General features: G+C 61.8%; 10 protein-coding genes. 6 read left to right on the top strand and 4 right to left on the bottom strand.

Annotated elements, in window-relative coordinates; genetic code table 11:
* Positions 1-188 precede the first annotated feature (188 nt).
* The 3 genes from AC0J42_RS16740 to AC0J42_RS16730 all read left to right on the top strand — a co-directional run bounded on the left by AC0J42_RS16740 (position 189) and on the right by AC0J42_RS16730 (position 7,792).
* The gene (locus AC0J42_RS16740; RefSeq protein ID WP_473002543.1) at positions 189-2,201 is read left to right on the top strand and encodes a hypothetical protein; all 2,013 of its coding nucleotides are present in this window, start codon (positions 189-191) and stop codon (positions 2,199-2,201) included.
* Between the two features lie 206 nt (positions 2,202-2,407).
* Positions 2,408-5,578, top strand: a complete 3,171-nt coding sequence (locus AC0J42_RS16735) for an autotransporter outer membrane beta-barrel domain-containing protein (RefSeq protein ID WP_473002542.1) — start codon at positions 2,408-2,410, stop codon at positions 5,576-5,578.
* Between the two features lie 153 nt (positions 5,579-5,731).
* A complete protein-coding gene (locus AC0J42_RS16730) occupies positions 5,732-7,792 on the top strand; it encodes a hypothetical protein (protein ID WP_473002541.1) in 2,061 nt (686 codons plus the stop codon).
* A 12-nt stretch (positions 7,793-7,804) separates the two neighbouring features.
* Here AC0J42_RS16730 and AC0J42_RS16725 read toward each other — a convergent pair whose 3' ends face one another.
* Positions 7,805-8,443, bottom strand: coding sequence for a DUF1345 domain-containing protein (locus AC0J42_RS16725; RefSeq protein WP_473006872.1), 639 nt, complete (start codon positions 8,441-8,443; stop codon positions 7,805-7,807).
* Between the two features lie 463 nt (positions 8,444-8,906).
* Between AC0J42_RS16725 and AC0J42_RS16720 the strand changes: the two genes are divergently transcribed.
* Together AC0J42_RS16720 and AC0J42_RS16715 are read left to right on the top strand one after the other, a co-directional pair.
* Entirely contained in the window at positions 8,907-10,046 is a 1,140-nt protein-coding gene (locus AC0J42_RS16720; RefSeq protein WP_473002540.1) for a hypothetical protein, read from the top strand.
* 67 nt (positions 10,047-10,113) lie between these two features.
* Positions 10,114-11,364: an MFS transporter gene (locus tag AC0J42_RS16715; protein WP_473002538.1), complete on the top strand. Its 1,251-nt coding sequence runs from the start codon at positions 10,114-10,116 to the stop codon at positions 11,362-11,364.
* Between the two features lie 186 nt (positions 11,365-11,550).
* Here the strand turns inward: AC0J42_RS16715 and AC0J42_RS16710 are convergent, their stop codons facing one another.
* On the bottom strand, positions 11,551-12,345 hold the full coding sequence (locus AC0J42_RS16710; protein WP_473002536.1) for an SDR family NAD(P)-dependent oxidoreductase: 795 nt from the start codon (positions 12,343-12,345) through the stop codon (positions 11,551-11,553).
* Positions 12,346-12,464: 119 nt separating this feature from the next.
* On the opposite strand from AC0J42_RS16710, the gene AC0J42_RS16705 reads away from it, so the two are divergent.
* Positions 12,465-12,992 (top strand): tetratricopeptide repeat protein, encoded by a 528-nt coding sequence (locus AC0J42_RS16705; protein WP_473002535.1) that lies wholly within the window; start codon positions 12,465-12,467, stop codon positions 12,990-12,992.
* A gap of 49 nt (positions 12,993-13,041) precedes the next feature.
* Here AC0J42_RS16705 and AC0J42_RS16700 read toward each other — a convergent pair whose 3' ends face one another.
* Together AC0J42_RS16700 and parS are read right to left on the bottom strand one after the other, a co-directional pair.
* Positions 13,042-13,503, bottom strand: a complete 462-nt coding sequence (locus AC0J42_RS16700) for an RES family NAD+ phosphorylase (protein ID WP_473002534.1) — start codon at positions 13,501-13,503, stop codon at positions 13,042-13,044.
* The gene (parS, locus tag AC0J42_RS16695) at positions 13,503-13,955 is read right to left on the bottom strand and encodes a type II RES/Xre toxin-antitoxin system antitoxin (protein ID WP_416424677.1); all 453 of its coding nucleotides are present in this window, start codon (positions 13,953-13,955) and stop codon (positions 13,503-13,505) included. The genes AC0J42_RS16700 and parS overlap by 1 nt, the downstream gene beginning before the upstream one ends.
* Positions 13,956-13,958 lie beyond the last annotated feature (3 nt).

The raw sequence follows: 13,958 nt of genomic DNA, 5'->3' as shown, positions 1-13,958 counted from the left end.
CTTCGCCCAAGGGCGCCAAGTGTACCGCTTGTCGGCTGGTGGGGGGTACCTGTCAGTTCTGTCAGTAGGCGGGCCGGTGGATCAGGCATTCAATGGGTATCAGCAGGTGTTGGCCGTTGCCACGCCTTGCGAATGCCGCAGGGGCAGCCCTGCCGGCGCTACGCAATCTACTGCTGAAGGACATCATCATGGCTTCGAATACTTCCACCCTTGCCCAAAGACTCAAGGCATGGCGGGCGCAATTTTCCACCCACAAGCCAGCGGCCAAAGTAGCAGGCCCAGGCATCCAGGCGCTGTTCCCCCCGGAACCCGAAGGGCTGCTGCCTAACCTGGACCCACCGCTGCCAGGTGACCAAATAAACTTGCTGCGCCGTGAACGCACATCCGCCGACCTCCCGGTATTGGTCACCTATGTGGGGGACCCAGTACTGTCTGCGCGAGTCAGCGCTACATGGAATGGCATCCAAGGAGTCATTGCGACGGTCGACTTCCCAGCGAACACGCCCCCGGCTGACAGAAAAATTATCATCCCGCACAATCAACTGACCCGCAGTAACGCCAATATACTGGTTTGGCACTTGAACTCCCAAGGCTCCGACGAGAGTTCGGACCCTTTCACCCTCACCGTCGACCTGGACGTGCCCAACAATGGCAGTACTCTGGATCCGATTGTTTATCCTACTGCTGTGCTGGAAGGCGTGACGCTTGAATACCTCACGGCGAACAATGGCCTCAAGGTGACTATTCCGAAATGGTCGGACATCGCCCGAGGCGATCGTGTAGTGGTGACCCTGATCAAAAAATCGGACCTGGTCACAGCCGCTGATTTAGTCGTGGCCGACTTTGACATCAACGATCCTAACGACCCCGTTGAAGTGACTATTTCCTTGGCGCAGTTTCAGCTGGTCACGGAAGGAATCGTGGTAGTGGCGTACCGGGTATACGACCGTGCCGGCAACAATATACTTGACCCCGATACCTTCCGTGTACCGTTCCCCGTGGTGCTTTCGCCGCTGCCGGTATTCGTGCCCAATGATGTGCTGACGTTGGTTACCTTCACACCAGGAGCTACGATTACCCGCCTGGATATCCAGGCTGGTGTGTTAATTCGTGTGCCAAAGCATGAAGACTGGAAGCTGGGCGACCGCGCCGACCTGTACTGGGGGGCGGCGACTGCCCCAGCGTACTCTGTTGACGCACCTGGTGAGGTTTTCGACATTCTGGTGCCGTGGTTACCGATCCTTACCGAAGGCGAGGGCACCGGTATTGATGTACGGGTAAAAATCTGCCGGCGTAATACCCAGATTGGCGTGGAAAGCGCTGTACTGCAGGTAGCGGTCGACCTTTCCGCCCCTGGCCCCGCGCCAGACCCTGACAAACCGGGCCCCATAAACGATGCTTTGCCTGTAGCAGTGGTCAAGGGCGCCAATCATGGTGGTAACCCGGCCAATAACAACAAACTGGTGGCGGCCGATGTCAATCAGCCCGCGACGGTTGAAGTGATATTGACCGCTGGCTTCGCCGTCGATGAAACATTGCTGTTCTACTGGGAAGGTAATGATACTCCAGTGGCCAATGCATCGTTGGCAGGTGGCGCCGCCGTAGGGGCCACTGTGACGGGCACGGTCGCGTGGGTAAACATAGAGGCAGGGGCATATGGGCCTGCCGTAAAGGTGTACTACAAGGTAGTAAAAACCGCCGAGCTGGACGGGCAGTACCAACAGTCTATCGATACGCTGGTGGACGCACAAATAGGCGGTATTATCAATCTGGAAGTGTTGACAGTTCCGGGCAAGCAAACGATTGAAATGCCGACCACTCCGCCCTATGACGCGTACGTCATTGACTGCGGTGATGAGCCATGGAACGGGATTAAAGTATTTATTCCGCCGGCTGAAGGACGATTCCCGGTGGATTCTGTCGCGACAGTTACATTTGAAGCGTTTGACGGTTATGAGCCAGGCTCCGGGTCGGTGGGCGAAGAAGATTGTCCACCCTATACCATGAACGGAACGGACATTGACCGAGGTGTTGAATTTACTATCCCCAATACCGCTTTAGTCGCGGCAGTGCATCTAAAACGCGCTGAAGTTAGATATAACATCACCACACCACTCGGCAAGCAAGGTGACAGCGACGTCATCAACTTGTACATCCGCCGCGCGTACGGTGATGGCAGTCCATGCCCTCCAGCGCCTTGATCGACAGCGCTCGGTAATGTGAGTGGTCGTGGTTGCCAAGGCCGATAATACTCAGGAGGGATATTTCCTCCTGAGTGTTTAATCTTTCTTGTGTGAGGAAAATTCCTACAGCAAATGTGGAAGCATCCTAACGGCTACTCCTGGCAAAAAGTGTAAGTTCACGACCTTTCGGATGTGCTGCATTCATTGGTTAGGAGTAAGTTTCCATGGTTGAAATATATAAGGTGCAAAACGGGAGTAGTGCATTTCAGCCTCCCCCCATTTGTGCGGGCTTCTCCTTGGGCGCCGCCTCGCTGGGCGTGGCTTTGTTTATCGGCTGGGTGCCGGTGGGCACTGCGGCCGCGGTGACGGTGGACGGGGTCGTCTTTGATATGATCTTGCCTCAGATCGGTGATGATTTCACGGTAATTAACCAGGGGGGGCTACTGAATACCAACGGCTTCGAAGTCGCGAGCATTGTGGTGGCTTTGGGCGGCGTTGCCAATGTTTCCGGCGGGACCACCGTCACCAGGGGCCTCCGCGCTCAATCTGGTGGCCATGCGAATGTCGATTCGTCTACGCTCACCGGCGCCCTAGGGGTAGCGGGGCTTGCTATTAACACCGCCACTGCCGTAGTTCACAACAGCACTATTACTGGTGGCAGTGGTGCCGACGCGGTGTCACTACGAGGCGGGAGCGCCACGATAGTTGATAGCCAGCTGACCGGGATCGCGGGCGCTGCTGTTGACGTGGGCGGAATTATCAACCTTGATAACAGTGTTGTTCATGGCTACGGGGATGCCATAACGCCTACGATAATACCTGGAGGCGTGGTGATGTACGCGGGGCAAATCAACATCAGGAATGGCTCGCAGATAACCAGCGAAGCCTACGGTGCTTATATTCAAGAGTACCGAGGCGTTTATGGCAGTACCCTGACGGTGGACGCCTCATCAGTGACGGGTGCCGTGACAGGCATTCAAATAGGCGGCCTGGGTTATTCCAGTATCGGCAACGTTTCAGTCACCAACGGCTCACTGATACGCGGTGGCAGCGGCTTGGCACTGAATGTGGTGGACCGTTCACAAGCCAACGTGCAGGCCAGCGACTCTACCTTTGACGGCTCGCTGGCGGTGACGGACAGCCAGGCCACCATTGGCCTGACGCGCACCGTCGTCAACGGCGGCATCATCGCCGACAGCAACAGTACGGTGGCTGTACAAGCGGCAGGCAGCGTAGTCACGGGCGATGTCCGTGTGGACGCGGGCAGCACCTTGGGCTTGAACCTGGCCAACACCACTCTCACCGGCAACACCACCGTCGGTGCCGGCAGCACGCTGGACCTGAAGCTAACCGGCAGCACGCTTGAGGGCGGTGTCAGTAGCGATGGCACCGGCAGCACCACGGTCGCCCTGGAAGGCTCACACCTGAATGGCGGTGTACTCAACGTTGATAGCCTGAGCCTGGCTGCTGGTAGTGTCATGACGGGTAATGTCAGCAACGACGTCGGTGGCAGCACCACGGTGAGCCTGCAGGCCTCCCAGCTGAACGGCGACGTGCACAACGTCAGTAGCCTGAACCTGACCGGCAGCGTGATGAACGGCAACGTCAGCACGGATGCCGCCACCCTGCCAGTGACGCTGCAAGGTTCTCAACTCAACGGCAACGTCCTCAACGTGGGCACCCTGAGCCTTGCGGGCGGCAGCGTGATGAACGGCACGGTCAGCAATGATGGCGTCGGCAGCACCGCAGTGACCCTTCAGGACTCGCAGCTTACGGGTGATGCGCGCAACGTCAGCACCCTGGACCTGGCCGGCAGCGTGATGAACGGCACGGTCAGCAATGATGGCGTCGGCAGCACTGCGGTGACCCTTCAGGACTCGCAACTTACAGGCGATGCGCGCAACGTCAGCACTCTGCACCTGGCCGGCAGCGTGATGAACGGCACAGTGAGCAATGATGGCGTCGGCAGCACCGCAGTGACGCTGCAGGATTCGCAGCTCACCGGCAATGTGGTCAACGTCAATAGCCTGGCCCTCAGCGGCCAGTCCTTGTTGACGGGCACCTTGACCCAGGTCGGCAATGCCACCCTGGCTGACTCTACCTGGGTGGCCACCGGCGACAGTAGCGTCCAGTCGCTGACGCTGGGCGACAGTACCGTGGCGCTGGGCACTGCAGGGCAGTTCTACCGCCTTAGCCTGGGGTCTTTGGCCGGCACGGGGACGTTCAAAATGAACGTGGACTTTGGCCAGGACAAGTCAGGCTTCATTGATGTGAGCGGCCAGGCAAGCGGCCAGCACCAACTGTTGCTCAGTGCCAGCGGTACTGACCCGGCCACCGGCAACCCCATGCAGGTGGTGCACACCGGTGCGGGCTCCACGGCTGAGTTCAGCCTGCTGGGCGGGCCGGTGAACCAGGGTACTTATTCGTATGAGCTGATCAAGCACGGCACTGATTGGTTCCTGGACCCAGGCACCGAAACCATCAGCCCGGGCACCGCTTCAGTGCTGGCGCTGTTCAATACTGCGCCTACTGTCTGGTACGGCGAACTCACCACCTTGCGTTCGCGGATGGGTGAGCTGCGCTACGGGGGCAGTGCAACGGGCGGCTGGATGCGTGCCTACGGCAACCAGTACAACGTCAGCACCAGCAGCGGGGTTGGCTACCGGCAGAATCAGCAGGGCCTGGCCTTTGGTGCCGACGCACCTTTGCCCTTTGGTGATGGGCAATGGCTGGTGGGCGTGATGGGCGGCTACAGTGACTCCAGCCTGAACCTGGCTGGCGGCACGCAGGCCACGGTAGACAGTTATTACCTGGGCGCCTACGGCACCTGGATGGACCAGGCCAGCGGTTACTACGTGGACAGCGTGGTGAAATTCAACCGCTTCCAGAATTCCTCCAAAGTCGCCATGAGCGACGGTACGCGCAGCAAGGGTAACTACACCAACTCCGGTGTGGGCGCCTCCGTGGAGGTGGGGCGTCATCTGGACGTGGGCCACGGCTATTTCATCGAACCGTATACGCAGCTGGCGGGCGTAGTGATTGGGGGTGCCGATTACCAGCTGGACAATGGCATGCAAGCTGATGGCGACCGCACGCATTCGCTGCTGGGCAAGCTTGGCACCACCGCCGGGCGCACTTTTGACCTGGGCGGCGGAAAATTCGTGCAGCCTTACGTGCGTGCGGCCGTTGCCCATGAGTTCGCCAACAACAACCGCGTGGCGGTCAACGGCAACGGCTTCAACAATGACCTCTCGGGCTCGCGCGGTGAGCTGGGTACCGGCGTCGCGCTGTCCTTGAGCAAGGGCCTGCAGGTGCACGTCGACCTGGATTACAGCAACGGCACGCATATCGAGCAGCCCTGGGGCGCCAACGTGGGTGTGCGCTACAACTGGTAAGCAGTCAGCCAGGGGGGCAACGCCGCCCCTGGCATCCCTGTTGCCACCTGCCACCTGTTAGTTCTGACAGTAGCGCGTTTTCTCCCGGCGCGGTCCAATCGGGCTTTGATTGCACGGCCTTCTGCCGTGCTGCATTGTTCCCCGAGGTGCGCCATGACCCGCGATCCTGTTCCCAATAAAGACGACATCTTTCCCGCCCCGCGCATTCCGGATGCACTGCCCGACCTGCCGGGCGAGGTTAACCTCATACCCATCGAGCTGCTTGACAGGCCGTTGCGGGTGGAGTTTGACGATTGGAGTGCATCACCTGCCCACCCCCCCGGTTTTTCCTCGACGGCGAGGTTATATTGGGTTGGAAATCTGGTGGACACCAAGCTCTACGAAGCGGCTACCTTTGACCCGGACCAGCTGTTCCTGGAGGTTCCTACCCAGTACCTGATGGTGAGTGGCGTCCATGAACTGTACTACCGCATTGACGGAGTCGGCTATGGCGACAACTCATTCAAGACAACAGTGATGATCGACTTGCTGCCCCCTTCGTTCAACCTGAGGCCGGGCGATGTTCAGGTGCCTAATGACGTCCTGGATGGCGGGCTGACCCAGGCCTGGATGGACAGCCACAACAATGAATTGACGGTGAGCATTCCCCATTACACCGGTACCCGCGAGGGCGACCAGGTCTTGCTGTATTGGGACTCATCGCCGACAGAGCCGGGGGACGACAGGCCTATTTTTACCCGCATTGTTACCCGGCAAGAGGCTGAAAATGCCCAGGGCGATACTACTGCGGAAATACCCGTGGTGTTGCCCGAGGTGCTTATCCAGGGGCGTGGCAACGGCTTCAAGGGGCTGTGGTACGAGCTCAAGGACCGTGCCGGGAATACCAGTAACTCATCGCACCCCGTCGTGATCGACGTCAGGTTGCCTGCGGCTCCCGTGTTGCCAGTTCCTGAAGTGCCAGCCTTTGCCGATGGCGTCATCAACCGCGCCGACGCCTATAGGGGGGTAAACGTGCGGGTCAACAACTTTGTCTGGGAGCCCGGCGATGTGCTGATCATCCACTGGGGCGCCGTCGACATCCGCTACCCGGTGCCGGCAGTGCCGGTGTTCCCGCTGGACCTGGCGGTGGCGTGGGAAGTGCTGACCGTAGGGGACAACTACAAAGTGCGGCACGACGTGATCGTTACCTACACCCTTGAGCGCGGCAGCAACGCCTGGCTTTCGCGACCCTTGACGGTCACCGTGGACATGACCGTCGCCGGCCCGCCCAACCCGAGCATCAATCCGATCAACCCGGCCTTGCCCGTGGTGACGGTGAAAGGCGTCACTGGCGACAACGTCATCACCCTTGCCGACGCCAACCAGCCGGTGCGCGTGGAAGTGCTGCTGTACGCAAACCCGCAGCCCGGCGAGAAGCTTGACCTGTTCTGGGGCGGACTGGTAGGCGACGCACCGGTGGCGACCTACACCGTGCAAGACGGCGACGTGGCGGGCAAGCTGGTCGTCTTCGCGGTGCTTTGGGCCGACGTGCTGGCGGGTGGCGGCGGCCTGGGGGTGCCGGTGCGTTACACCACCTTCAACGGCATCAACGGCCAGCAGTGCCAGGACACCTTGTGCCGCGTGGAGGTTGCCGTGGAGGACCGTGCCTTGCCGGTGCCGTTCTACCCGGACCCCAATGCTCCCAAGTTCACTGCGGGCCCCGAGGAGACGTGGAATCCGATCATCGCCAATTACAATTGCGCGGCCCACCCATGGCGCGGCTTGGTCATCAAGATTCCGGCCAGTGACCGTTTCGTCGCTAACAGTCGGATTGTGCTGGAATGGAAGGGCTATTCCACCTCAAACCTGGTCGACAGCTCGTTCCTGCCTGGAACCCTGTATCAGGAGGAGCGCATTATCACCGCAGCAACGGAAAAACAGGAAGTTTCCTTTACGATTGCGCCAGCAGATTTTCGTCGTTGCATCCTGCCTACCAGCTACCGGGGGCAGGGCGAGGGCCAGCGCACCCCGGGCTCCGGCTACGCTTTCTACACACTGTACTCACCGGGCCTGCCCGCCGTGCACAACGAGCATAAGCAATCCTATTGCCGCATTGACCTGATACGGCCAGGGGCCAATTGCCCTTGCAGTTGGGACGGCTACCCTACCGAAGAGGAGGATTGGTGCCTGGACTGTGACCCCATTACCGACGGGGCGTGTGCGCCGCAACCTTGAGCGGCGCGGGTTTCAGTTGAGCAGCCCTGCGGCGATATTGATGGAAAACCCCAGTATCGCCGTGTTGAACAGAAACCCGATCAACGAATGCCCCAGCACCACCCGTCGCAACGCGCGGGTGGCTACCCCGACGTCGGAGGTCTGCACGGCCACGCTGATGGTGAAGGAGAAGTACAGAAAGTCCCAATAGTCGGGGTCGGTCTCGCCATCGGCAAAGCGCAGGGGGGCCTCCTGGGCCTTGGTGAGGTAGAACAGCCGCGCATAGTGCAGCGCGAAGATGATGCCGGTCATCAGCCACGAGCCGATCACAGTCAGCGCCGTCAGTGCGTAATGCAGCCCGCGCACGCCGGTGGTCAGTTGCTTGCCACCGGCCAGCAGAAAGCCGATGGCCGCCAGGCTTGCAATCGCGGCGATGCACACGGTCACCAGCACCAGCCCGGCGTTTTCGTCCTCCTGCTGGGCGGTTTGCTGGACTTTCTGTGCGTCGGCGTGGGTGGCCAGCCAGGTCATCAGTAGCAGGTAGCACCACACGCCGCAGTTCCAGCCGATGATCACCCGCATCACCGGGTCGGCGGGGGCCAGCAGGCCGGCGGCAATGCCCAGGGCGGCGGAGGACGACAGGCGCGGGTGGGTGCGGGGCAGGCTGGGCAGGGCCATGGCAATCCTTTGAATGAGTGGTACATGGACTGTAGCCGCGGCCTGCGGCAGCGGCTACACGGTGTGGAGGCAGTAAGGAGTTGGGCAAAACGCGGTTCGCCATACACTTTTTTTCAAGCATTGTCACCTGTCAGAACTACCAGTAGTCAAGGTTTCATTTAACCGGTTCAATGTAGGACCAGTCCTACAAGGAAAGTGCGCGATGACCATAGACGCTCCCAACGAGCCTGTGCTGCTGCAAGGCATGATGAGCCAAACGCGCCTGATGCGGCATACCCGGGTGCAACGGCGGCCCTGCAACGATGCAGTGTTTGACCGCCAACCCGGCCCACAGTGCCCGGGCGGTGAACCCAAGCCCGAGTTGCCTCGTTGAGGCATTGCGCTTTCTACCAGTAACGCGCACCGGTGTTCCGGCGTTCAATGGCGGCCAACGACCGCTACCCGGAACATCTTCAACATGGACATCATCACTTTCATTCTCGTGGGCCTGTTCACTGGCGCCATGGGCGGCTGGGCCGCCTTCACCTTCGGCACCAAGACCGGCAAGGTGATCGCCGGCTCCGCCAGCCTGGGCGCGGTGGCCCTGGAGACGGACTCGGCCTTGCAGGGTTTCATGGGCTATGGGCACGAATCGGGCGAGCTGGTGTTCACCCTTGGCGGTGCCTACGTGGTGGGTTTCTTCGCCACCATCGCGCTGTTGACCCAACTACTGCTCAAGCAAGACTCTCGGTACCGCATCACCCTGATCGACGTGGTGTTTGGCAACAACAAGGCGCTGGATGCCTACCACGACGCCAAGCGTCACGAATTGGAGACGCTGCTCAAGCGTGAACTCAATATCGAGGCGCTGGCGGCCGAGCGTGCGCTGCTCGACCAGCGCCAGGCGCAGCTGGACGTGCAACAGCGGTTGCTGGCCGTCGAGCTTGAAGAGGCGCAAGTGCTGCTGCAGGCCCGCGACGGCGTGGCCAAGGGGCGCCTGGCCATGCCGTTGCCGTTGCAGCACAAGCAGCTGATCTACCCCGATTTCTTCGAACTGTTGCCCCGGCAGGTGTTCAAGGTGTGCCGCTTCCACCATGCCTTGCTCGCGGAGACCGCCCGTTTCCTGGCCGGTGGCCGGGGCGGCTTCGACACCTACCTGCTGGCGATCGCCGGGCACCTGGCCACCCACCTGTTTGGCCAGGCCGTGGAGGTGGGCATGGAAGAGGTGCGCGTGCATTTTCGTCAGCTGGACCCTGCCGACAAGGTCTACAAACCCTACGTGGTGCAGGGCGGCACCGAGCTGGAAGTGAGCGGCGTGCACATCGACGACGGGCTGATCAGGGCCTCGCGCGAATCACGGCGCAGCCTGGTGTATTCGGCCAACAAGCGACTGGCCATCAGCAGCGGCGCCAATTTCTTGTGGCAGGACTACCTGGTGCATGTGTTCGAGGCCATCAAGGTGGCGGGGTTGCCGCGCTACAGCCTGGGCATTTCCATTCGCCATCGGGCGGCGCATTCCAGCGTGTTGTACCTGTTCAGCTTCATCCAGCTGGAGCAGGTGATCCAACATGAGATGGTGCGGGCGCACAGGTATTCCTCAGTGGAATCGGCCGCATAAAAAACATGAATTTTATTTATGGGTTGGCTGGGGTTATTTTTATCTGCACCTGAAAGGAGATACCACCATGGACACCCCCACCCACGAACAGCACTGGCAACGTAACCTTGCCGTGTGCGTCTTCGGCGCCTTCACCACCATTGTTGCCATGACCCTGCTGTTGCCGTTCCTGCCCATCTACGTAGAGCGCCTGGGCGTCAGCGACCCGGCCGCCGTGGTGCAATGGTCGGGCATTGCCTTCGGCGCCACCTTCCTCTCGGCAGCGCTCACCGCGCCGTTGTGGGGCCGCCTGGGCGACCGCTACGGGCGCAAGCTGATGCTGATTCGCGCCAGCCTGGGCATGGCCATTGCCATGTCGCTGATCGGCCTGGCGGAGAATATCTGGCAGTTGGTGCTGCTGCGGTTGTTGGCGGGGTTGTTGGGCGGCTACGCCTCGGGCGCGACCATCCTGGTGGCCACGCAAACCCCCAAGGCGCGCTCGGGCTGGGCGTTGGGCATCCTGTCGTCGGGCATCATGGCTGGCAGCCTGGCGGGGCCGTTGATTGGTGGATTGTTGCCGCCGCTGGTGGGCATCCGCAACACCTTCTTCCTCGCCGGTGCGGTGATTTTCGTGACCTTCCTGGGCACCGCCTTCCTGCTCAAGGAAGCGCCACGGCCCAAGCGGGCGCCGGTGGCCAAGGGCGCGCCGAAGGCCACGGCCGGGGTGAACATGAAGCCGGTGTGGGCGATGTTCGTGGTGGCGTGCCTGGTGATGTTCTCGAACATGTCCATCGAACCGATCATCACCGTGTACCTGATGCAATTGGGCGCGGCCAACGTGACGCTGGTGGCCGGGGTGGTGATGTCGGCGGCGGCGCTGGGCAGCATTCTCTCGGCGTCGCGCCTGGGCAAGCTGGCGGACCGGGTAGGGCACTGGAAGGTAGTGATCGGCTGCCTGGTGGCGGCCGCAGTGCTGCTGATTCCCCAGGCCCTGGTCACCGAGCCGTGGCAGTTGGTGGTGTTGCGCTTGTTGATGGGCCTGGCGTTGGGCGGCTTGTTGCCGTGCATTGCCGCCATCATCCGCCACTCGGTGCCCGAAGGCATTGCGGGGCGCATGCTCGGCTATTCCACCTCCAGCCAGTACGTGGGGCAGGTGTTGGGGCCGTTGGCCGGTGGCTACCTGGGTGGCCACGTGGGCATGCGCGTGGTGTTCGTGGTGACCTGCGTGCTGATGGCGGTGGGGGCGGTGGTGACCGCCCTGGCGCGCCCGCGGCCGCAGGCGTCAGAAGGACATGGCGACGGCGAAGAACACCCCGCAGGCCACTACCACGTAAAGTGAAAACCTGACCAGCTCCTTGACTCCGAACTCTTCCATTGTCTCGACTCCTGCATCGCTGTTCTGATGGCTGAACTATGCGCTGCAGGGGGCGAAGGACACCAGATTCAGAAACGCGAGAAAAAACCGGATCAGATGGTGCGGCCCGGACGCGGCCTTACGGCCGCTGCTACGGGCATTCCTGCGTCATCAAGCAATGGTATCCACCACCCCGCCATCCACGCGCAACGCAGCCCCCGTGGTGGCCGATGCCTGGGGCGAGGCGATGTACACCGCCATGTTCGCGACTTCTTCCATGCTCGCTGCGCGCTGGATGATCGAGGTGGGGCGGTTTTTCATCACGAACGCTGCTGCCGTTTCTTCCAGCGAGGCGCCGCTGGCCGCCTGGTCATCCTTGAGCATTTCCTGCAGGCCTTCGGACAGGGTAGGGCCGGGCAGGATGGCGTTCACCGTCACCCCGGTGCCGGCCATGCGCTTGGCCAGCCCCCGGGAGATCGACAGGTTGGAGGTCTTGGTGAAGCCGTAGTGGATCATGTCCGCCGGGATGTTCAGCCCCGATTCGGACGAGATGAAGATGATCCGGCCCCAGCCGCGCTCGGCCATCTTCGGCGCGTAGGCCCGCGACAGGCGCACGCCGGACATCACGTTGACCTGGAAGAAGCGTTCCCATTCCTCGTCGGGGGTGTCGAAGAAGTCCTGCAGCGCAAACACGCCCAGGTTGTTCACCAGGATGTCGACCTGGGGCACGCTGGCCACCGCCTGCCTGCAGCCTTCGGCCGTGGCCAGGTCGCCAGCGAGGCCCTGCACCTTGGCGCCGCTGACGGCCTGCTGCAGCTTGGCCACTGCAGCGTCCACTACGTCGGCCTTGCGGCCGTTGATAATCACGTGGGCGCCGGCCTGGGCCAGGCCCTTGGCAATGGCGAAGCCGATGCCTTGGGTGGAGCCGGTGACAAGCGCGGTCTTGCCGTTCAAATCGATATGCATGGCGGGTCTCCCGTTGGATGAGTCAGACAGCATAGGTGCAAGTATCGAGACCGGCTGTGCCAGCCGGCGTTCCGCCTATACTGCAATTCCCTTCCCGTGTTCCTCTCAGGAGTCACGCCATGAACCTGCGCACCTGCCTGTTGCCCATTGCCCTGCTCAGCGCCGCCCTGGCCAGCGCCCCGCTGTGGGCCAGTGGCGGCGACGACTCGCCGCCCAAGCCCAATTGCCCCAAGGGCAAGGTCTGGGACAGCAAAAGCAAAAGCTGCGTGATGCAACAGAGTAGCGCCGCCAGCGACGCAGACCGCACCGACTACGCCTACCGCCTGGCCAAGGACGGGCGCTACGACGAAGCCATCGCCTTGCTCGACACGCTCAAGCAGCCCAACACCGCCAAGGCGCTCAACTACCGCGGCTATGCCACGCGCAAGCTGGGGCGCACCGACGAGGGTATTGGTTACTACCTGCAGTCGGTGAAGCTCGACCCGCGTTATGCCCAGGTGCGTGAGTACCTGGGCGAGGCCTACGTGATCAAGGGGCGGCTGGACCTGGCCAAGGAGCAGTTGGCGACCATCAAGTCCATTTGCAGCACTACGTGCGAGGAGTACCAGGATTTGGCCGAGGCCATCGAGGGGGCCTCGAAGACCTGATGGCGCGCCGCGTTGTCGGCGGACGCGGCCTAGGGCCGCTGCTACGGGGCTAGCGCTCGAACATCCGTGGGTCGTACATGAAGTCATAGACCTGGACGACCTGCACCTGGCTGATGGCGGGGTGCCTGGGGTTGAGCAGCACATTGCGTTCCAGTGCCAGCACGGCCGAGGGCACGATCAGCCCCAGGTACTTGCCCTCGCGCAGCCAGGCGCTGCCGAACGCCATGCTCGGCCGGTCGGCGGGCAGGGCATTCCAGCCAGCGGGCAGCTCATGGCCGCCAGGCTCGAGGTAGAGGGCGGGGTCATCCGGCAGTTCGAAGCAGGTAATCTTCATGGCCATGCCCGGCTCGCCGTTGGCGTGCACGAAGGTTTCCAGGCAACAAATGCCAGGTGTCAGGCCCATGTACACCGCGGGCAGGTCCTGGTCGTTCCAGCGGCCGCCAGCGATGGCAGCACCCTGGCCGGACAGATCAGTTGCACGACGGGCCTTGGCGATGCGCCAGCCGCGCATCAGGCCACGCCCCCCCACTCAAGGGCGTGCAGCACGCGCAGCACCTGGCGGGCACCGATTTCGGTTTCGCACAGCATCACCGGGGCTTCATTGCCGAGGGCCTTGTTGGGGGTGGCCATCCATTGTGCGGCGGCTGCCCGGGCTTCAAACACTTCCTGGGCCAGCTGCGAGACTGCGGCAATGCGGTCCAGCCGTTCAGAGGCCACTGGGTCCAGGGGCTTGTGCTCGCGGCGGCGGCGCTCCAGGGTCGATATCGAGGCGTTCATCAGTATTTCCAGCTGGCGTTCCGCAAGGTCGAAGGTCACGCGGATAGCCTGGGAAAACTCGGCGGCAAAGCCCTCTTTGATCTGTACCAGGCGCTGGGCGTCCAGCAGCGAGGCGCGAGCATTGCTGAAGGCCCAGAATTGCTCGGTAACCTGCTCGCGCGGGCTACCCTTGCTACGCGACAGCATGGT

The organism is Pseudomonas sp. Tav-5-1A (assembly GCF_055755055.1).
Note: the sequence above shows the minus strand (reverse complement) of the source record. Positions and strands in the feature narration are given on the sequence as shown.